Origin of the sequence: Methylomonas koyamae, assembly GCF_006483455.1 — a bacterium.
In the GTDB taxonomy this organism is placed as follows: Bacteria; Pseudomonadota; Gammaproteobacteria; order Methylococcales; family Methylomonadaceae; genus Methylomonas; species Methylomonas koyamae_B.
The window spans coordinates 79,562-100,426 of sequence record NZ_PPPU01000011.1; the positions used below are offsets into that span (position 1 = coordinate 79,562).

At 53.0% G+C, this 20,865-nt stretch carries 20 protein-coding genes; 4 read left to right on the forward strand and 16 right to left on the reverse strand.

The genetic code is table 11. From position 1 onward, the window contains the following. Positions 1-9 precede the first annotated feature (9 nt). The 3 genes from C2U68_RS05855 to C2U68_RS05865 all read right to left on the reverse strand — a co-directional run bounded on the left by C2U68_RS05855 (position 10) and on the right by C2U68_RS05865 (position 3,242). The gene (locus C2U68_RS05855) at positions 10-1,830 is read right to left on the reverse strand and encodes an ATP-dependent DNA helicase (protein ID WP_409563845.1); all 1,821 of its coding nucleotides are present in this window, start codon (positions 1,828-1,830) and stop codon (positions 10-12) included. Positions 1,831-1,950: 120 nt separating this feature from the next. After that, positions 1,951-2,457 (reverse strand): tetratricopeptide repeat protein, encoded by a 507-nt coding sequence (locus tag C2U68_RS05860; RefSeq protein WP_260839233.1) that lies wholly within the window; start codon positions 2,455-2,457, stop codon positions 1,951-1,953. 245 nt (positions 2,458-2,702) lie between these two features. Continuing rightward, complete coding sequence (locus C2U68_RS05865) at positions 2,703-3,242, reverse strand: hypothetical protein (RefSeq protein WP_140911581.1); 540 nt, start codon at positions 3,240-3,242, stop codon at positions 2,703-2,705. A gap of 283 nt (positions 3,243-3,525) precedes the next feature. Here C2U68_RS05865 and C2U68_RS05870 point away from each other — a divergent pair, with 283 nt between their 5' ends. Continuing rightward, entirely contained in the window at positions 3,526-4,938 is a 1,413-nt protein-coding gene (locus C2U68_RS05870) for a PhoH family protein (protein WP_140911582.1), read from the forward strand. Between the two features lies 1 nt (position 4,939). Here C2U68_RS05870 and C2U68_RS05875 read toward each other — a convergent pair whose 3' ends face one another. The 13 genes from C2U68_RS05875 to C2U68_RS05940 form a co-directional block, all read right to left on the reverse strand. Beyond that, complete coding sequence (locus C2U68_RS05875) at positions 4,940-6,040, reverse strand: AI-2E family transporter (protein ID WP_140911583.1); 1,101 nt, start codon at positions 6,038-6,040, stop codon at positions 4,940-4,942. Positions 6,041-6,104: 64 nt separating this feature from the next. Continuing rightward, positions 6,105-6,404 carry an STAS domain-containing protein gene (locus tag C2U68_RS05880; protein ID WP_140911584.1) on the reverse strand — a complete coding sequence of 100 codons (300 nt, stop codon included), beginning with the start codon at positions 6,402-6,404 and terminating at the stop codon, positions 6,105-6,107. Between the two features lie 37 nt (positions 6,405-6,441). Continuing rightward, the gene (locus C2U68_RS05885; protein WP_140911585.1) at positions 6,442-7,644 is read right to left on the reverse strand and encodes a methyl-accepting chemotaxis protein; all 1,203 of its coding nucleotides are present in this window, start codon (positions 7,642-7,644) and stop codon (positions 6,442-6,444) included. A 5-nt stretch (positions 7,645-7,649) separates the two neighbouring features. Continuing rightward, the gene (locus C2U68_RS05890; RefSeq protein WP_140911586.1) at positions 7,650-8,708 is read right to left on the reverse strand and encodes a chemotaxis response regulator protein-glutamate methylesterase; all 1,059 of its coding nucleotides are present in this window, start codon (positions 8,706-8,708) and stop codon (positions 7,650-7,652) included. Positions 8,709-8,716: 8 nt separating this feature from the next. Beyond that, positions 8,717-9,352: a chemoreceptor glutamine deamidase CheD gene (gene cheD / locus C2U68_RS05895; RefSeq protein WP_140911587.1), complete on the reverse strand. Its 636-nt coding sequence runs from the start codon at positions 9,350-9,352 to the stop codon at positions 8,717-8,719. Then, positions 9,349-10,185 carry a protein-glutamate O-methyltransferase CheR gene (locus tag C2U68_RS05900; RefSeq protein ID WP_260839234.1) on the reverse strand — a complete coding sequence of 279 codons (837 nt, stop codon included), beginning with the start codon at positions 10,183-10,185 and terminating at the stop codon, positions 9,349-9,351. Before C2U68_RS05900 ends, cheD begins: the two co-directional genes overlap by 4 nt. A gap of 36 nt (positions 10,186-10,221) precedes the next feature. Further along, complete coding sequence (locus tag C2U68_RS05905; RefSeq protein ID WP_140911589.1) at positions 10,222-10,728, reverse strand: lipid asymmetry maintenance protein MlaB; 507 nt, start codon at positions 10,726-10,728, stop codon at positions 10,222-10,224. Next, positions 10,728-11,492 (reverse strand): ParA family protein, encoded by a 765-nt coding sequence (locus C2U68_RS05910; protein ID WP_140911590.1) that lies wholly within the window; start codon positions 11,490-11,492, stop codon positions 10,728-10,730. The genes C2U68_RS05905 and C2U68_RS05910 overlap by 1 nt, the downstream gene beginning before the upstream one ends. Beyond that, positions 11,489-11,965, reverse strand: a complete 477-nt coding sequence (locus C2U68_RS05915; RefSeq protein ID WP_140911591.1) for a chemotaxis protein CheW — start codon at positions 11,963-11,965, stop codon at positions 11,489-11,491. The genes C2U68_RS05910 and C2U68_RS05915 overlap by 4 nt, the downstream gene beginning before the upstream one ends. Before the next feature lie 44 nt (positions 11,966-12,009). After that, positions 12,010-15,207, reverse strand: coding sequence for a methyl-accepting chemotaxis protein (locus tag C2U68_RS21720; protein ID WP_313901403.1), 3,198 nt, complete (start codon positions 15,205-15,207; stop codon positions 12,010-12,012). A 33-nt stretch (positions 15,208-15,240) separates the two neighbouring features. Beyond that, on the reverse strand, positions 15,241-15,765 hold the full coding sequence (locus C2U68_RS05930) for a chemotaxis protein CheW (RefSeq protein ID WP_140911592.1): 525 nt from the start codon (positions 15,763-15,765) through the stop codon (positions 15,241-15,243). Positions 15,766-15,781: 16 nt separating this feature from the next. Continuing rightward, a complete protein-coding gene (locus C2U68_RS05935; RefSeq protein ID WP_140911593.1) occupies positions 15,782-17,860 on the reverse strand; it encodes a chemotaxis protein CheA in 2,079 nt (692 codons plus the stop codon). A gap of 39 nt (positions 17,861-17,899) precedes the next feature. Next, on the reverse strand, positions 17,900-18,262 hold the full coding sequence (locus C2U68_RS05940) for a response regulator (protein ID WP_140911594.1): 363 nt from the start codon (positions 18,260-18,262) through the stop codon (positions 17,900-17,902). A 253-nt stretch (positions 18,263-18,515) separates the two neighbouring features. Between C2U68_RS05940 and C2U68_RS05945 the strand changes: the two genes are divergently transcribed. The 3 genes from C2U68_RS05945 to C2U68_RS05955 are packed head-to-tail and all read left to right on the forward strand — an operon-like array spanning position 18,516 to position 20,783. Beyond that, complete coding sequence (locus tag C2U68_RS05945; protein ID WP_140911595.1) at positions 18,516-19,112, forward strand: GspH/FimT family pseudopilin; 597 nt, start codon at positions 18,516-18,518, stop codon at positions 19,110-19,112. 19 nt (positions 19,113-19,131) lie between these two features. Then, complete coding sequence (pilV, locus tag C2U68_RS05950; RefSeq protein ID WP_140911596.1) at positions 19,132-19,620, forward strand: type IV pilus modification protein PilV; 489 nt, start codon at positions 19,132-19,134, stop codon at positions 19,618-19,620. A gap of 53 nt (positions 19,621-19,673) precedes the next feature. Then, positions 19,674-20,783, forward strand: a complete 1,110-nt coding sequence (locus C2U68_RS05955) for a PilW family protein (protein ID WP_186289509.1) — start codon at positions 19,674-19,676, stop codon at positions 20,781-20,783. Positions 20,784-20,865 lie beyond the last annotated feature (82 nt).

Sequence of the window (20,865 nt, forward strand, 5' to 3'; positions counted from 1 at the left end):
TTTCCTTCGTTATGCAAAAAATTGGCGGACGTCGGCGATATCGCGGCTGCGTTTCATGGCCGGCACGCTATCCAGAAACATCTGGCCGTAGGAGCGTTTCAACAAGCGCGGATCGCAAACCATCAACACGCCGCGGTCGTTGACGTCGCGGATCAAGCGGCCCACGCCCTGGCGCAGCATGATAATGGCACTGGGCAATTGGTGTTCGAAAAACGGGTTGCGCCCCTGCTTCTCCATTGCGTTCATCCGGGCTTTCAATACCGGATCGCCCGGCGATGCAAACGGCAGCTTGTCGATAATCACGCAGGACAAGGCATCGCCGCGCACGTCGACGCCTTCCCAAAAACTGGCGGTGGCCAACAGCACCGCATTGCCTAGCTCCTTGAACTGATCCAGCAACACACCTTTGGACTTGGTACCTTGTACCAGCAAGGGGTGGTCGAGTTTGCCTTCCAGCAATTGCGCGGCGCGCTGCAAGGCCCGGTGGCTGGTGAACAGAAAAAATGCTCTGCCCCGGCTGGCTTCCAGCACCGGCAACGCAAAATCGACGATTTTGTCGGTAAAGTCCGGATCGTTCGGTTGCGGCAGGCCCTTGGGGTGGTAAAACAAGGCTTGATTCGGATAATCGAATGGGCTGTCCCAGCTTTGACTCAACGCGCCGCTCAAACCCAAGCTCTTGGAGAAATGCACGAAATTGTTGGCGACGCTGAGCGTCGCCGAGGTAAATATCCAGGTGGCCTTATGGCGAGCCATGAAACCGCGGAATTCCTTGGCGATATCCAGCGGGGTCCGGCTCAGCGTGAACGACTTGCTGTAGGTTTCGTACCATTTGATCCATTGGCCGTCCTTGTCGCTAATCAAGGTATCCAGTTGCGCATCCAGCGCCTCGGCCCGATCGAAGCAGGACTCCAGGCCTTTGCTGCGCACCGAAGCCCGCTCCAATTGGTCGGTCAAGCGGGCCAACTGCTTTTGCAGGGACTCCAAGGCGCCGGCGATTTTCGGATTACTTTCGATCTCCTGCCAGTCGCCACGCCTCAGCTCCAAGCCAAAGGCCAAACGCATGTCCTTGACTTCGTGCTGCAAATCCTCGCAAGCCGTGCGCAGGTCCGGCATGTCCTTGGCATCGGTAAAATATTCGGCCAAGGCATCGTCGGCCAGATCGGTCAACTGTTTGCCGCTGATGGTCACGCCCAGAAAATTGGAGGCGGTGTCGGCCAATTGATGCGCTTCGTCGATGACGACGACATCGGCATCGGGTAGCAACTCGCCGAATCCGGTCTCGCGAATCGACCAGTCCGCGCACAACAAATGATGGTTGACCACGACGATATCCGACTCTTGCGCCTGTTTGCGGGCTTTGGTCAGGAAGCAATCGGCGTAGTCCGGGCAATTCTGACCCAGACAGTTGTCGGTGGTCGACGTGGCGTGAAACCAGACCGGGTCGCCATCGTGGACATCGGCCGCTTCCGAGACGTCTCCGGTTTTGGTCCGTTTCGACCAGGCCTTGATTTGCGCAAGCGCCGACGCCTCTTCCCGGCTATAGCCGAAGGCGGAATTCAGCGCCTGTTCCAAGCGGTAGGTGCACAAATAATTGGCCCGTCCTTTCAACAAGCCGGCTTTAAAAGGCCGTTTCGCCAACGCTTTGCGTATCAGCGGCAGATCTTTATTGAACAACTGGTCTTGCAGGTTTTTGGTCCCGGTCGACACGATCACGCGTTTGCCGGACAGGATGGCCGGAATCAAGTAGGCGAAGGTCTTGCCGGTGCCGGTGCCGGCTTCGGCGATCAGGTTTTGTTGCGATTCGATGGCGTAGGCGATTTTTTCCGCCATCTCGATCTGGGCCGCGCGCGGCGAGTAACCGGCGATGATGCCGGCCAAAGCACCATCGCTAGCGAACACTTCATCCAGTTTACTCACGCTAACACTGACTCCGCTGCAACTTCAGCCGGTTTAATGACCGAAAAAGCTTTCGGCTTTAGCTTTGGCTTGTTTGGCGCCTTGCGGGTTTTGCTGCATGTTGCGCGCTTCGGCAATCAACATCCAGCTTTTACGTTTCAAATCCAGGTTGCTTCCTGCGAGCAGAGCCGCCTTGCCGGCCAGTTCCTCGGCCAGTTGCGGTTTGTTCTGTTTCAGGCGCAATTGGGCCAGTTTGTAGGTCAAGGTCGGGTTACGAGCGTCGATGCGCAGCGCGCGTTCCATCACGACGACAGCGGCATCCAGATCGCCGCTGTTGCGACTACGGTCGGCTTCGCTGAGCAGCGCCAGCACGGCAGGCGGCGTCCCGCTCGGAATCGCGGCGTCTTCCACCGCATATCTCGGCGCCGGCACGGTAGCCAGCGGCGTAGTCGGATTGGCCGGAACTACCGGAGCCGCCGCGCCGGGCTGTGCCGGCGGTACGTCGGCCGGCGGCATCAACGGTTCGGCGCGGAAGGCCGGCAAATTGGGCTCGACTTTCACGCTGCCGGGGCCGCTGTCAATGGCATAAGTTGCGGTCGGGTTGGGACCTGCGGCCGGTTTTTTTGGGGCGACGGCTGTTGCCGGCGCTTTTGCCGCCGGCTTTTTCGCAATCTTTTTCGTCGGCGAGCTGCCTGACACCGGTGGTTCGGCTACGCTGCTACAACCTGCTCCGAGAAGCAAAAACGGGACCAGGGCCAACAAACATTTATTTTTCATTAGTGATGCCAATTCAAACAGATAAAAAGTTAAAACAGTTCGATCTCGTCCGGACGGCTCTGTGCACTTGCCTGAGCAAACAACAATAGCGCCTCTTCGATGCTCTTACCTTGATGGATGGCGTCGAACATGACTTTTTCCGACTCCATCGTGTAGCGGCTGCGAATACTTTCCTGAAATTTGTGCCACTCCAGCGGATTGTAAAGCCGGTGCGGTGTCTCGATGATCTCGGACAAGCCCTTCAGGTTGTTCGAGACGTGCTGCAGGCATTGCTGCATGCGATCGTAGAATTGAAACGCCACGATCGCCTGATTGATCTTGTCCTGCATCGACTCGCAATAGCCTAAAGCCGCAGCGGACGAGTCGTTCGGGGCGACCAAGGCTAAAAACTCGTGAATTTTCTGCATATCGTCGACCATATGGGTAAACGTACTGGCCAATGCGTTAACCGATTCGTCGCCGTCTTTAATGCTGCTCTCAACTTGGGCCACCGAGACCGTCAACAGCTTGATCGTCTCCCTGATTTGGCTCCAATCCAAGTCGGGCTGGTTTGATACTGAATAATTCATAAAGCAATCCTGGAAGTAAATGTATCGATTCGAGATCGACGGCCAGCGCGGGTATTGTAACCGACTATGCGCTTCGGCATGGCGTCGGCTTAAGTATAGAAAATTCGCCGATTTCAGCGCGCTTGCCAGCCGCTTTTTTGATTCCGTCCGGTAGCCGCCGCTTTAGCGGAATTTAAGCCGAAATCCCGCCCGGTTGACGATGGCGCGCGGGATGGAGTAGAAAGACAAACAGTGGCACGCCTCCGTGCTTGCCAACGCCGCAACCGATCTTGAAAAGGAACCCATGAATATACAATCCGCCGGTAAAAAATTGTTCGTCCTGGACACTAACGTCTTGATGCACGATCCGACGTCAATCTTCCGGTTTCAGGAGCACAACGTATTCATCCCGATGGTGGTATTGGAAGAGTTGGACCACGCCAAGAAAGGCCTATCCGACGTATCGCGTAACGTCCGCCAAGTCAGCCGGTTTCTGGACGAGTTGATCCGCGACGCCGACCAGCAATCGATCAAAGACGGCCTGCCGCTGTCCCGGATCGAGCACGGTCTGGCCGGCGAGCGCGAATTCGACGGTCGCCTGTTTTTTCAAACCCGGCAATTGTCGCATCTGTTACCGGCCGATCTGCCGGGCCAAATCGCCGACAACTCCATCCTCAGCATCGTGCTGGCTTTGAGCAAGGAATATCCGGACGTCAACGTGATTTTGGTGTCGAAAGACATCAATATGCGCATCAAAGCCGCCGCGCTGCAAATCAACGCCGAGGATTACCACAACGACCAGACCATCGAAGACATCGACCTGCTTTACAGCGGCAGCCTGGCGCTGGATGCCGACTTCTGGGACGAAAACGGCGGCAAGATGGAATCCTGGCAGGAAAACAACAACACCTACTACCGGATCAACGGGCCGGCGGTCAGGGAGTGGTATCCGAACCAGTACCTGTACATGGAGGGCGAGGACAGCTTCGAGGCGATCGTGAAAAGCTGCGACGGCGAGACCGCGGTGCTGCAATTGGCGCGGGACTTCCGGACTAAACACAATAATATCTGGGGCATTTTCGCCAAAAACCGGGAGCAAAATTTTGCGTTGAATGCGTTGATGGATCCGGAAGTGGATTTCGTAACCCTGATCGGCTCGGCCGGTACCGGCAAAACCCTGCTGGCATTGGCGGCCGGCCTGTCGCTGACGCTGGAGCGGAAGCTGTATCAGGAAATCATCATGACCCGCGAAACCATGCCGGTCGGTCAGGACATCGGCTTTTTGCCGGGTAGCGAGGAAGAAAAGATGGCGCCGTGGATGGGCGCGCTGATGGACAATCTGGAACTGCTCGGCAGCCGGGCCGGCAATACCGAATGGGAACAAGGCGCGTCGCAAAACGTCGTGATGAACCGGGTAAAAATCCGCTCGTTGAATTTCATGCGCGGCCGCACCTTCCTCAACCGCTATCTGATTATCGACGAAGCCCAAAACCTGACGCCGAAGCAACTGAAAACCCTGATCACCCGAGCCGGACCGGGTACCAAAATCATCTGCATCGGCAATCTGGCGCAGATCGATACACCCTACCTGACCGCGACCAGTTCCGGCCTGACCTACGTGGTGGACCGCTTCAAAAACTGGCCCAATAGCGCTCACATCACCTTGCGCCGCGGCGAACGCTCGCGTTTGGCCGATTTTGCCTCGGACAACTTGTAAGCTAGCCCGCCAACGTGCCGTTGGCTTCCCAGCGCGGCCACGCGGTTAACACAGCCTTAACCAGCGTGGCCAATGGGATTGCGAAAAATACGCCCCAGAATCCCCACACGCCGCCGAAGAACAAAATCGCAACGATGATCGCTACCGGATGCAAATTGACCGCCTCCGAGAACAGCAACGGTACCAATATTACGCCGTCCAAGGCTTGGATTACCGAATAGGCGACGAACACGTACATGAACTGGTCGCCACCGCCGACTCCCCATTGCACATAAGCCACGCCCAGCACTGGAAAGGTGACCAAAGTTGCACCGACGTAAGGAATCACGACCGACAGGCCCATCAACACCGCAAGCAACATCGCGTAATTCAAGCCCAGCCACCAAAACACCAGATAACTTATTGCCCACAAGATGAAGACTTCGACAAACTTGCCGCGCACGTAGTTGGAGATTTGTTTGTCGACTTCCTGCCAGACTCGCAGGCTCAAGCTGGTGTCGGCGGGCAGGAACTGTAGCATCCACCCCAGCAGCACCTGTTTGTCTTTCAAAAAGAAAAACACCATTAACGGCACCAGAAACAGGTAAATGATTACGGCCACCAAGCCGACGAAGGATTGGGCGGAGCCCGATATCAGATCCTGGCCGTATTTGAGCAAATCCTGTTGGATCGAGAACATGATTTCCCGAATCCGGGTTTCCGAAATCAACTCCGGATGGCGTTCCGGAAAGCGCATGATCTCGGCTTGGGTTCTGGACACGATTTCCGGGATGTGCTGAACCAATTGTACGGTCTGTTCCGATACCATCGGTACCAACACGAACAGCACGAAACCCAGCACCGCCGTAAAGGCAAAAAACACCAGATGCACCGCGAGTAGCCGCGCCACGCCGCGCAACTCCAATTTGACGACCAAGCCCTCCAGCAGATACGCGAGTACCACGGCAACGAATACCGGCATCAACAGCCCCAATAGACTGTATATCAGCAGGAAACCGCCCAACAGTATTATCGCCAACCCGGCCACCTGCGAATTGGGTAAGAAACGCCGTAAAAAAAGGCGCACGATGCCGTGACTGGAATTATTGCTGTACTGGTTCATGGAGCGCTGACGAAGGTCCGGCAAGAGCCGGCACCCAACTACCGGACGGGAAAAAGGAAAGGCGTTAAACTAAAGAGAATAGTTTATCGAAATTGGCGATTTCCAGAATTTTTTTTACTTCGGCGCGAGCGTTCTTTATCCGGATCGCCGACTTGTCGCCGCCGACCTTATCGCGCAACACCAACAACATCCCCAGCGCTGAGCTGTCCATGTAGTCAGTGCCGGACAAATCGACATCAATCTGTTTCACGCCGCTCTCAGCCAGTTTGGTGGCTTCGCGAAACTCGTTATGCAAACCGAAATCGAATTTTCCGCTGACCTTAATGTGTAATACGCCAGAATCGGCTCTTGCCTCAATACCCATAGCTTCTCCTTATCGCAAAATTGCCCGAACGGCAAACTCAGAACAAATCCACATCGCCTTCGTCCATAGACGATTGCGATACCACGCGGTAGTTACCGGCCTGCCATTGTTGTTTCATCTGCCTTAAACGATCCGATCCCTGCCCCAATTCCAACTGCCACTCCTTGCGGTTTCCCGCTTTGAACGTCGCCATACCGATAGCAACTTCGTCTTTCAATGCGGCGAAATGGTCCAGGTTAGCCTGCATCTGTTCGATCAATTGGCGGGCCATGTCTTCGAACTGCAGCCCTCTGACGGCGTTGCCCACACTGACTTCTATCCTCCCGGTCAGTTGGGAAATCTCGTCCACGTTTCGGGCGACGTTTGCATTGATCGTGCTGATATCGAACATCATCTTGTCGATATTGGCTTTGGAACTTAACGCAAGGTTCATGTCCTTCGACGCCATCACTTCGATCATATCGCGAGCATTGCGGATGTTATCTTTGGACGCTTTGACAACCGCCTTGATTTCTTCGCTGAATTTATCGGAGTTTTTCGATAAATTGCGGACCTCGCCGGCCACGACGGCGAACCCTCTCCCCGCCTCGCCTGCCCGCGCCGCTTCGATGGCCGCGTTCAACGCCAACAGATTGGTTTGGTCGGCGATTTTCTGCACATCGCCCAGTAATTTTTCGACATGGGCCATGTGGTCGCCGACGTCGTTGATCACGGCGACCATTTCCACGCTTTGCTTACTGATTTGCACGATGTGGTCGATAAAAAATTGCAAAACTTTATCGGTTTCGTGGGTAAAACTGGTGAAATTGATATGCGCACTGTCCCGCTCAACACTATCTTCCAAATCCGATACCAGCGAGCAAACCACCGTTGACTGGCCGCTGGTCAAGGCATGTAAATTGTTGAAGCTATTGGACATGGTGCTGACCGCATCCGCCAACATCGCCTTCAATTGGTTAAGCTCGCTGCGAAAAGTGCTGCTTTCCTGTTCGATGCAATCGCTCAGGTGAATCAGATAACTGTCAACCGCCCTGGATATGTCCGTTTCATTTTGCTCGCCTTGAGCGGCTTGCCGGAGCATGCCGGCTGCCTGTATACGAAACGTGCGGAACATCCACAGCAGACTGAGCAATCCGGTTGCAGCCCAATACACCTGGGTATCGGCAATCAATAACGGCAGCGCTAACACCACAGCGGTCAAGCCAATCAAAACACCGTTATCCTTAAAAAACTGCACCATATGATCTATTCCGCCAGGGCTAAAAGTTTTTCCGCTATTCGGTTCAAGGATAGCACATGATGCGCGGCACCCAGTTTGAAGGCCTCCCCAGGCATACCCCAGACTACGCTGGAAGCCTCGTCCTGCACGATATTGATCGCCCCGGCCTCGCGCATCTCCAGCATGGCTTTGGCGCCGTCCGCCCCCATTCCGGTCAACATCACGCCGATGGCGTTACCGCCCACGTTTTGCGCTACTGAACGAAACAAAACTTCAACCGACGGTCTATGCCGATTCACTGGCGGACCGTCGTCCAAGCGGCAAATGTAGCGGGCACCGTCGCGGGCAACCAGCAAGTGGCGATCGCCGGGGGCAATGTAGACATGCCCTGGCATTATCGGCTGCCCATCCTCGGCCAAGCCCACTGTCATGTCGGTAGCATCATTGACGTGCTTGGCGAACGAAGCGCTAAAGGCTAGCGGGAGGTGCTGGGCAATCACGATCGCGGGGGCGGTCCGCGGCAAAGTCCTCACCAAGTGTTTGACCGCCTCGGTTCCGCCGGTGGAGGAGCCTAATGCGACGATTTTGTGCGTAGTCTTGAAATGTTTTTTCATCACGGTGTTTGCCAAGCCGTCGGTATGGCTGGGAATTACGCGGGGATTAGGCGTTTCCAAAGCCTTTACCCTGGCCTGTGCCGCCACCCGGATTTTACTAACGATTTCGTCGGCATAAGCCCTTAAGCCTTGCGATACGTCAACTTTGGGCTTGGCGACAAAATCGACGGCACCCAAAGCCAAAGCCTCCAAGGTGACTTCGGCGCCTTTTTCGGTCAAGGTCGAAATCATCACCACCGGCATCGGCCGCAAACGCATCAGATTCTTCAGAAACGTCAGACCGTCCATACGCGGCATTTCCACATCCAGCGTCAGCACATCGGGGTTTAACGCTTTGATTTTATCGCGAGCGATCAACGGATCGCTGGCCGTGCCGACGACCTCTATGTCGCCGGCCTCGTTAAAAATTTGCGTCAGCATCTGCCGGATCAAGGCCGAGTCGTCGACGATCAGTAGCTTTATTTTTGCCATGTTCGCCTCTAGAACAACTCGACGCTGCCTTCAACCGGTGCGTCTTTGATGCTGAAACTGTATTGTTTCTCGCGCAGGAAAATGGTCTGGTTATGCAAGTCTTTGATTTTTTTCATTCTGACGCGTCCGGTACGCGGAAAGAAATTGACTTTACGCGGATAGATATCGCCCAAGTCTTGAGAAACCAACTTCAACGCTTCCGTATCGACATAATCCAACACAAATTGCACGTTGCGAGCGCCGACGTCACTCAGCGAAGCAATAATTTTGCCGCCGCCGAATAACTTGACTTCCAAATTCTTTCGTTTCCCGCCATGTTGCAATATGGTGTTGATCAGATGCTCCATGGCGTAATTGCCGTAACGCAAGGCATTGCCCACCACGGCTTCGTCGCGCGCATTCAAACGATTTTGGCTGGTCTCCGGCAACATGAAGTGGTTCATACCGCCGATTCCGGATTCGCAATCGCGAATACATGCCGACACACAAGACCCCAGCACAGTGGTGATCATTTCATCGGCACCGGTGACATAGTAGTCGCCGGGCATCAATTTCGCGGCAATAATTTGGTTTTCCTGATCCCAGTAGCGGTTTATGCCCTCGAAACCGGCGATCGGTGGTTTTTCGACTGTATGACGGGTCACTTGCGCGCTTTCCTGTAAATAGTGTTTCCAATCGGATCGAAGGCGGTATCGAGCTGATGCAACGATTCCGAATGGCCTATAAACAGACAACCGCCGGTATCGAGCAAACCGGCATAGCGTTCTGCGAGCATGGCTTTGGTTTCGCGGTCGAAATAAATCAATACGTTCCGGCAAAAAATAGCGTCGAAACCGCCGCGCATCGGCCATTCCTGCATCAAGTTCAATTGCCTGAAGGTTATCAATTGACGCAATTCGGCTCTGACGCGCACTTTGTTCGCCTGCCGGCCGCTGCCTTTTTGAAACCAGCGCTTTAATCGCTGCTCGGCAATACCGGTGACGCGCTCTTCGCTATAAACCCCGCTGGCGGCAGTGGCCAACACATTGGTATCGAGATCGGTCGCCAGAATCTTTATATCCCAATCGGCCGGCAACCTTTCTTTTAACGTTATCGCCAACGAATAGGGCTCTTCACCGGTAGAACACCCGGCCGACCAAATTTTGACCTGTTTGATCCCGGCTTTTTTTCTCAAAAGCTCAGGCACCACGGTACTACTCAAATATTCGAAATGGTGGTTTTCCCGAAAAAACGCAGTCAGGTTGGTCGTAACCGCATTGATGAACTCGGTAAACTCGGTGTCGGGATGGTCGGTGAGATACTGACAATATTCTTTAAAGCTGCTCAGACCCAACAGACGAATCCGTTTCGCTAGCCGGGAATAAAACATGTCGAACTTGTCGTCCGGCACTAATATGCCGGAATATTGGCGGGAAATTTTTCGAAGAACATCGAAATCCGCGTGAGTATATTCGAATTCGCGAATACTGCTTGCCATATTGCTTGTAGCCATTCGATAGCGAACCGGAAACGTTTAAAAAAAACCGGAGGCTGCGGTATCGACTTCCAGCATTTCGGAGACGCCTAACAGCTCCGCCGCCTCGATAAACTTATCCGAAGGAAAATCGATCGCCACGACTTTCTGCAACCCTGCGGCCGTCCGTTTCAGGATCACCAGCAATTGAAGAGTCGACGTGTCGATGCTGGCCACCGCCGAGGCGTCTATGTCGATCGCATCGTACCGGCTTAACATTTGCATCAAATTTTGATGCAAATCGGCGACGCCCTGTATATTCAACAACGGTTCCAACGCCAAGCTACCTTTAGCCGACGTTTGCGGCACGGATTCAGATAGTTGGTCGGTTGACGCCGTATCGGAGACGATGGTATCGGCGGCTTCCGTTACCGATGTCAAGGCGTCCTCGCCATCGGCGGGTAAAGCCGCCGGCATCGCCTCAGCGGCTTGCTCCTCAGGACCCAAGGTTCGCATCCAGGCTAACGGATCGTAGCCAATTAAACTGTTTTCGCCATTTTCAGCCATTACATCACCCTATTTTCCAAAAAGTCTTTGGCCAATTCGGCAAAATCCCGTGCCGAACGGCAGCCTGGACGATACTCAAAAATAGTCTTACCAAAACTCGGGCACTCGGCCAGCAACGCCGTCTCCCTGATCGGTGTCGCCAGAATTTTGCCGGGGAAATAGTTTTTAACCAGATCCAATACATCTGCGGATAACCGCCGCGTCGGTATGTAACGCGACATTACCAACGAAAAACGGTACTGCCGTTGCAACGCCGCCTCGAATTTCTTGATGGTCCCCATCAAATGCGACAAGCCTTGAAGAACGAGATAATCGCTGGTCATCGGAATCAAAATTTCGTCGGCGGCGAACAAGGCATTCGCGACCAGCACGCCCGAAGACGGCGGACAATCGATGAAAATAAAGTCCTGATCCGGATCCGAATGTTCCAAAGCCTTGCGCAGTAAATCGCCGCGACAGGAATCGCCGTCGCTTAGTTGCTCGATTTCTTGAAGGCGTGGGCCGGAGACCACCAGATTCAAATTTTTTCTGGCCGGAATGCATCGACTCTGTAACGAACCGCCATTCAGCATCACTTCATCGATCCCCCCTTGCGGCTGCGGCCCGACGATTCCCAGCGACACCGCCAAGTGGCTCTGCGGATCGAGATCGATCACAGTTACTGCCTTTCCGGATCTGGCCAAAGCGTGGGTCAAATTGACCGAAGTCGTGGTTTTGCCAACACCGCCCTTCTGATTCAGTACGGCTATGACTTTCGCCTTCATTGCAAATTGGCGATATTGATGAACTCTTCCGGATTCAGCAATTTGTCGACATCCAACAGCATCACCATGTGTTTTTTGCCGACATACATGCCTCGCATATATTCGGTATTGATTTTAGTCCCCAAATTCGGCGCGTTTTTAATATCCGCCGGATTAATATCCAACACGTCGGACACGGTATCGGCAACGACCCCCATCACAGTGGTTCCGGCTGCGGTTTGGATACTCATGACAATCACCACCGTCACCGGCGTGTATTCGACTTTTTCCATCTGAAACCGCTCGCGCAAATCGATAATCGGCACAATGGTCCCGCGCAGATTCAGCGCACCTTTGACGAAAGCCGGTGTATTCGGAATCTTACGGATCGGTTCCCAACCCCGGATTTCCTGGACTTTCAAGATATCGATACCGTAAGCGTCTCCCGCCAGTTCGAACGTCAGAAATTGTTCAACCTGCTTATTGGTTGCCATGGCTCATCGTCCTCGCCGATCGCTCGATAATGTTTGCAACACCCTCAAAAATCCTGCCACTCGTCATCCGCATCGTTCGATTTAGAGGCAAAGGCAGGCTGCGTATTTGCGGCTGGAGCCGCAACAGGAGCGCTACGCACTACCTCCGCCCGGGCGACCGTGGGGCTATGTCCACGCTGCGCAACAGGTTGTTGACCAATGTTTTTGTCGGTTTTAAAGAAAGCGAGCATCTCGACCATATTGGTGGACAAATCGCTCATCGATACGCTTGCCGCCGAAGCTTCTTCGGCTAATGCAGCATTTTGCTGGGTTATCTCATCCATCTGCGCCACGGCTTGGTTGACCTGACCGATACCGGCAGACTGCTCGACACTGGCGTCCGCTATCTGGGCCACAATGTCTCCCACTTTTTTGACGCCGGCAACGATTTCGGTGAGCGCCTTGCCGGTTTCATTGACGAACTCGGTTCCGGCCCGAACTTTTTGCACGCTGTTTTGAATCAGTTCTTTACTTTCTCTGGCTGCCGTCGCACTGCGCTGCGCCAGATTTCTAACCTCGGTCGCCACCACCGAGAAACCGCGTCCTTGTTCTCCGGCCCTGGCAGCTTCCACCGACGCGTTCAATGCCAACAAATTGGTCTGGAATGCAATTTCGTCGATGACACCGATGATGTCGGCAATTTTATTGCTGCTTTCGTTGATCTCTTGCATGGCCGATACGGCAGCCTTAACCACGTTTCCGCCTTTTTCGGCCAGATCTTTGGCGTTATTGGCTACCAAGTTGGCTTGCTGAGCATTATCGGCATTGTTTTTCACCGTACTGGTCAGTTGCTCCATGCTGGCAGCCGTTTGCTCCAGATTGGCCGCCTGCTGCTCGGCGCGGTGCGACAAGTTATTGTTTCCACTAGCAATTTCTTGCGAGGAGTTATTGATAAAATGCGCCGACTCGCTGACTTGGCCGAATATCTCGTTCAATTTGTCTATCGTGCTGTTGATGTCGTTCTTGCATTTCAAATAGGTGCCCCGGTAATCGCGATCGATACGATTGGTCAAATCACCTTCCGCCATACTCTGCATTGTGCTGCCGATATCGCTGAATACGTTTTCGATAACGTCGGTCAATTCGTTAATGCCTGCACTGAGCGAGGCAAAAAAGCCTTGCTTGTTGCCCAACTCGATTCGACTGGAGAGTTCTCCAACTTTTACCGCCTCGACGATGTCCGCTATTTCGCGTTCGATCTTCACTTCGTGGGTTCTATCGAGCCACTCGACTACGGTGCCGATCCGGTTGCCTTCTGCATCTATGACCGGATTGGCGATAATATTCATATGGCGGCTACCGATTTCCAGGCCTGATTTGTAAGTCGATTCCAATTTGGCCAACATACCGCGCTGATGGCTCGGATTTTTATGAAATTGGTCGATATTTGCCCCCATCAATTTAGCCGAATCGAAGCGAGGTAACTGCTGCCGAATATCCTGCTCGGCGTTTTTGAACAACTCCGCTACCGCTCTGTTCATGTAGATAATTTCCAAGTTACTATTCGCCAACATCACGCACGAACTGACGTTATCCAAGGCCCGTTCGACGCGAGTGGCTTTTATGGCTCGTTCCCGTGTGTCGGAAATGTCGACATTCAGATTGACTTGCATCATTTGCAAGCTGCGTAGTAAATCGCCCAGTTCGTCGTGCCCGTCCAAGTGAATGGTGCTACGGAAATTACCCTCCGTGATTTTGGCAAATACCCCTTTCACAGTACGCAGATTCGAAGTGATGTGGCGGACAATCGCGAACCCGATCAGCGCTACGATCACTATCAATCCGCTTACCGCTGCGAACTGACGATATTTTTCCTGCTCCAGTCCATCGACCCGTTTCTGCAACATGCTTCTCAATAACGGACTTGCGGCATCGTATAAGGCATTCACCGCTTGCAAGGCCGACGCACCGGAAGCCGCGATGCGGTCCGGCGAAACGTTCACCGCCGACGCCAGATATAAATTTTGTTCGATCAAATCGGAAAACTTTGCGGTGTCGCCAAACATTATCTCCTGTTTGTCGGCCAGCGCCGTTTTCGCTTCTGCATCGGCGGCATACGCCACCGCCAAATCATGTTCGGTTTCTCCAAGCCTTTCGCCAATATGCTGGTCGACCACGGCCATTTCGATTTTGGCTTGCGGGTCCAGACTAGTCCCGGCTTTTGCGAATACAACCGCATTCGCCATGTGCTCGCTGACATGGTCGATTAATTCCGGTAGCCGTATCGAGACAACATTCATCACATAATAGGTGCCTACCTCGGGATCGAGCGTCAGGTTCGACTGGTCGCTAACATGAATCATCAGCTTGGTAACGTTCTCAACCAACTCGCTGTGCTTAGCCAAACTGGCTTGCGCAGTCAGCTGCGCAGCGTTTTGCGGCTCGAGTAGCGCCCAATCACTCTTGATTTTTTGCCAAGCTTCGGTGCTGTTGAATTCAGCGCCAAACTCGGCATCTACCGCATCCGCTGCTTTTATCGCGTCGGCAACCCGTTTGCCAGACTGGCTCAATGCGGCGGAGTCGCGATTGCCGGCCGCAGACAAGGCCAGATAGCTTGCTCCTCGATGTTCGGTCAATTCGACAAGCAAATGTTTCAACGATTTTAGATAATCTACGCCGCGGATTTCTTTTCTGGCGAATTCGATGTCGGCGTTTTTGTCTTGGTTGACCATCCCCAGCAAAACCGCGCCGGGCAGCAGCAACAGCAGCGCGAATAACACCAGTTTGGCGGTTATGTTCAGCCGATTGACGAAATTGATCTTATCGACAAACCGATCCGATCTGATCTGGCTCTTCTTATTACGGACTCTGTCGTACAAAAGCTCTGCCGCGCGGATTTGCTCCCGACTCGGTGCATAGCGGGCGGAGACGTAACCGGTGACCTTGCCTTGCTCGAAAACAGGCGAAACGTTTGCTTCCACCCAATAGTAATCGCCTGATTTACAGCGATTTTTCACTAAATTCCGCCAAGGCTTACCTTTGGAAATCGTACTCCACAAGTCGGCGAACGCTTCCGGCGGCATATCCGGGTGGCGAACGATATTGTGGTTCTGGCCGAGCAATTCCTCTCTCGAAAATCCGCTGATTTCGACAAAGGCTTCGTTAACGTCGACAATCCGACCTTTTAAATCGGTCTTAGTAACCAGGATGGTGCCTTCTTTCATCAACACTTCACGGTCGGTTACCGGATGGTTTATCTTCATTTTGAACGCTCCTTAGCCGCTAATTTTCTTGCTTTATTTGTTCGAATTGTCATTTTCATCATTTACACCATCGAGACTGAGTAGTTTATCGACGTCCAACAGCATAACCATCCGGCCGCCGACTGAAGCCAGACCGGTTATGAACTCGGTACTGACCTTGGCCCCAAAATCGGGTGCGGTTTGAATCTGTTTTTTATTGACGTCCACTACGTCGGAAACCGCATCGACCACCACGCCCATAATTCTAGTCCGGTCTGCAACTTTAGCCTGTAGCACCACCACCACCGTAAGCGCGGTATATTCGCAGCGTCCGAGTTGAAACCGCTCTCGTAAGTCGATGATGGGTACGATCGCACCGCGCAGATTAACGACGCCTTTTTCGTAAGCGGGGACGTTCGGAATACGCGACACGGGTTCCCAGCTCCTGATTTCCTGAACCCTTAAAATATCGACTCCGTATTCTTCCCGACCCAGGGTAAAACTCAAAAACTGCAACAGATGTTCCTGATTGATGGCTTCCGCCTGTTCGGAGGTAATCGTTTCGACGTTATGAGTCATATTTAATTCGCAGCAATTATTGATTTGATAATCGGACCAATCCTGGAATATCCAAAATTAACGCAACCGAGCCGTCGCCGAGGATGGTCGCCCCCGAGACGCCTTCGATCCGCCGATAATTGGCTTCGAGCGACTTAATCACGACTTGCTGTTGGCCCAGCAAGTCGTCAACAAACAATCCGCAGCGTGCGCCTTGCCCCTCAACCACAACGATTAATCCTTCGGTCAATTTGGTATTTTTGGCGCTGGGTACTTTAAAGATCTCGTGAATGCGGATCACCGGCAGATATTGGCCCCGCAGCAAAAAGGTCTCGCCCTTCCCGGCCACCCGGTTAATAAACTCTTCTCTGACGTGCAGGGATTCAATAATCGAGCCCAACGGTAAAATGTAGGTCTCGTCGCCCACCGCGATCGATTGGCCGTCCAAAATCGCCAAGGTCAGCGGCAAATGGATCGAGATAGTCGAGCCCTTACCCAACTCCGACAAGATTTCGATATCGCCGCCCAAGGCTTGAATATTACGCCTCACCACATCCATACCGACGCCGCGGCCGGAGATGTCTGTCAATTTTTCCGCCGTAGAAAAACCAGGCATGAAGATCAATTCGTATGTCTGTTTTTCGCTCAGTACGGCATCGGCATCAATCAAGCCTTTTTCGACCGCTTTGGCGCGCAGCTTTTCTTTGTCCAAACCTTTGCCGTCGTCCGAAACTTCAATCACGATATTTCCGCCGCGGTGGTACGCCTCCAGGGTGACCGTGCCGGTTTCGGGTTTGCCGGCCGCAACGCGCACTTCGGGCATTTCGATACCGTGATCCAGGCTGTTGCGGACCAGATGTACCAGAGGATCGCTCAGCAACTCGACGACGGTTTTATCCACTTCGGTATTTTCGCCGACCAATCGAAGCTCGATTTTTTTACCCAGCTTACTGCTGATGTCATGCGCCAAACGCGGAAACCGGCTGAATACGAAGCTGATTGGCAGCATCCGAATATTCATTACGCTTTCCTGCAATTCGCGCGTGTGACGCTCCAATTGCGATAAGCCGTTTTTTAGCTGATCAAGCTTGTTGATTTCAAAGTGCTCGCCCAACAAACTCAACATCGATTGAGTGATGACTAGTTCGCCAACCATATTAATCAAGGTGTCGATCTTACCGGTATCGACCCGAATCGAGCTTGAGCCTTTGCCGGCAACTTTCCCATCGTCTTTTTTGGCCGATTTAGCATCTGCCGCTTGAGCGCCGCTTTCGTTTCCCGGCTCCGCCTCAGGCTTGGCTTCGACCGCCGCCACGCTGGCAGTCACTGCCGGAATATCAACCGGTTGCTCAACGTGCACCGCGTCTGGCCGACGGATGGGCTGCTTGGCCAAATCGCAGTGGTCTTCCACCCAATCGAAAATTTCGTCGATTTCGCCGGCCGGGATGTTTCCCGCGACGTGTAATTTCCAGGACAAATGGCATTCTTCAGGATCCAGATCGTAAAGACTGGGTACGCCTTGTAAATCAACCGTTGTCGTTAGTTCTCCCAGAGCGGCTAATTCTCTGAACATCCTTACCGGTTCATTGCCGGTTTTGAGTAAGTTCAGATGCGGGCTGAACGCGATCGACCAACCGCTCAGTTCCGCAGTATCAGTCTGCTGCGGAGCGGGTTGCTGTAGGATCGGCTGAGCGATTACGCCCCTAGGGTCGCCGGCCGGCTGCCCGGCATTACGCAACTCGTTATCCAAGGCTTGCTTGTGGGCCGAGACCGTCGCCTGATCGATTTCGGCGCCGATCTGGATCGATTGCAACATATCGCGCAAGCAATCGACCGAACCCAGTAAAACGTCTACGGCCGGTTGCGTCACTTTACGCCGACCGTCGCGCATTTCGTCGAGCAAGGTCTCCATCACGTGGGTGAAATCGGACACCGCGTTAAAGCCGAATGTGCCGCTACCGCCTTTTATGGAGTGGGCTGCACGGAAGATAGTATTGATCTCTTCGGCATCAACATCGCCGGTATCCATGTTCAGCAAGCCGGATTCCATCGCATCCAATCCTTCGAAACTTTCTTCGAAGAACACTTGATGAAATTGCGCCATATCGATTGCCATACAACCACCCAAAAATGACTGTCAAGATGCCGTTGGACTTCAGCCCATCACTTTCTTGATCGTTTTCAGTAACTGATCAGGATTGAACGGCTTCACGATCCAGCCGGTTGCTCCGGCATCCTTACCCTGTTGCTTTTTGTCTGACCCCGCTTCCGTCGTCAACATCAACATCGGCGTGAACTTGTAGTTGGGCAGCGCCCGCAGTTCTCTGATCAATTGGATTCCATCCTTGTTGGGCATGTTGACATCGGTCACCACACAATCGAAAGCCTGCCCTTTGGCTTTGTTCAAAGCATCCACACCATCGACCGCTTCCACTACGCTGTAGCCGGCCCCCTTCAGAGTAAACGCCACCATTTGTCTCATCGATGCCGAATCGTCTACGGCAAGAATCGTCGCCACAATTATTTCCTCCAGTTTTGAGTCACAGTAAAAAACGTAGTCGAAATTGCCGTTTTGGCTCCGCCGAGCGTTACTCCAATTCCCAGACGCAGGAAGTGTAGTCAAGCTCCTACAAGAGTGTAGTTACTGAAATCCGATCTTGCGAGGTCGCGCCGAATTTTGTTTCAGCTCTCATAACTTTGTTTGATCCTGTGCTATCTTCCAACAGGCCTCGCAATATACCGCCCAAGAAAACCCGGATTCACTCCCCCCTATGAGCAAACTCAGAGCTGCCGCAGGATTCACCCTGATCGAACTACTGATAGTGGTAACGATCGTCGGCATATTGTCGGCAGTCGCGGTTCCGAGCTTTACCGCGGCAATCAGAAGCAGTCGGCTAACCGCTGCAGCGAATCAATTTATTACTTCGTTAAGTTTTGCCCGTAGCGAAGCTGTAAAGCGCGGAAGGATTGTCGTCGTGCGCAAAACCGGTACGAACTGGGAAGAGGGATGGCAGGTGTTTGTTGACGTAGATCGCTCGTCGTCAAGCAAAACAAACGTCTTTAACCAAGATAACGATAAAAAACTATGCGAGGACGACGAGGACTGTAGTCTGAAAACTTACGAGTCTTTGCCCACCAATTACACGTTAAGAGGTAACAATTTCGCCGACTATATTAGCTACAGCCCCACCGGGGAAAGCAATACTTTTGGGTCTTTCGCTATTTGCGACAACTCTGACGGTAACAATACCCCAGAGCAAGGCACAGCAAAACGCATCATTGTGAGCAGTACCGGACGCGTCCGCCTTGGCCAAGATGCCGACCATGACGGAATTCCAGACGGACTGACATCTTGTACATCTCCTTAATCCGAGCGGCAAATTTCTTATGTTAAGCGCCAGTACAGAGCAAAACTTATCCAAGCTTACCAACCAACACGGTGCCAGCCTGATCGAAGTCCTCGTAACCATGCTGATTGTTTCGCTGGGCCTACTGGGTCAAGCAGGTGTCATAGCATTGTCGGCAAAAGCCAGCCACAGTGCGTTTCTCAGGAGTCAAGCGACACTATTAAGTTACGACATAGTGGAACGTCTAAGACTGAATCGTGCTCAGGCAGTTGCCGGAAATTTTACGATCAACTTTGCCCCTGCCGGCAGTAGCCCAAGTGGAAGCGTGCCCAGCGGTACAGAGATTCAGAATGTGGAATTAAGGAACTGGAAAACAAATTTAGAAAACTCGTTGCCTAACGGAGACGGTCAGGTAACAGTTGACGGTGGAGGCAACGTCACCATTAACATACGTTGGAGTGAAGTAGTCAAAGGCGCAGCCGATGGAACGATTACGCCTACAACATTTACCACCCAAAGCCTTATATGAGTTCCCAGCGGACATTACCACATTTGCCGTCTGCCTCCCGCACCATGTCGGGTGTGACATTGATCGAGCTCATGATTTCGCTGACTATCGGCCTGGTCATCATAGCGGCAATCGGATACGTATTACTCGGCTCCCGGCAGAGTTTCCGCAGCCAGGACGCCTTGGCGCGGATGCAGGAAGGTGCCCGTACCGCTTTTAACATTATTGCAAAAGACATTCGCATGACGGGATTTCGGGGCTGTCCAGTCAACGCAGCAGCTGGCGGGGATATCAATGTTCTGGTCAACAGTACCGATTGGGACAAAAATCTGATAGCTCAACCCTTAATAGGTTACGAAAAAGCCACCGCGGCGGCCTGGAGCGCTTTTCCGGCAGGAGTGACCGGTGTGGTCGGAAACGTTGTCGCCGGCGACGCCTTAACTATCCTCCATTCCGACAATACTCAAGAATACATCGTATCCGCTCATACTCCGACGTCGAATCCGCCGCAATTTACTCTGACCGCCAATCACGATATCAAGCAAGGCCAGATTCTTATTGCTGCCAAAGCAAACTGCTCGCGCATAGCGGTGTTTCAAAATACCAAAGAATGCACTTATAACAGTAATGGCAATTGCGGCCATAGTCTGATTCAGCATAATGCCGTTACCCCATGCAGTAGCGGAAATAGCCGAAAAGGACTCGGCAATCCGATTGGTTCTTGTCCGGACGGTACTAGCGATACGTTCGATGCCGGCTCGAGAATATTTCGGTTAAGTGCTACGACTTATCACATTCGCCTTAATAGCAGCAACGAACCGTCGTTGTATCGCCAAGTTTTATCGACATCCGGTGGCGCTCCGACCAATACCGCCGAAGAACTGATCGAAGGCGTGCAGGACATGCAAATTTCGTATGCGGTAGACACCGGGACCGACGGTGCGGTCGATGCATACGTTACAGCCACCAATGTGACCGATTGGTCGAAAGTTTTAGGCATTCGCGTCAGCTTATTAATGGTCTCCCGTCAAGACGAACAAGGGCTTACCAGTTCCCCACAGCAGTACGCTATCGACACAAACGCAGACGGCGATGTCGCAGACACTGGCGAAACGGTCACACCGTCCGACTACTTGTTACGCAAAGTATTTACGACCACGATTGCCATTAAAAATCGATTATGAAACGGGCTCGTCAACTAAAGTCAGCGGTTCTTCTTAAGCGAGCCCTATTTAACACTGGCATTCCGTTCGGGCTGAGCTTGTC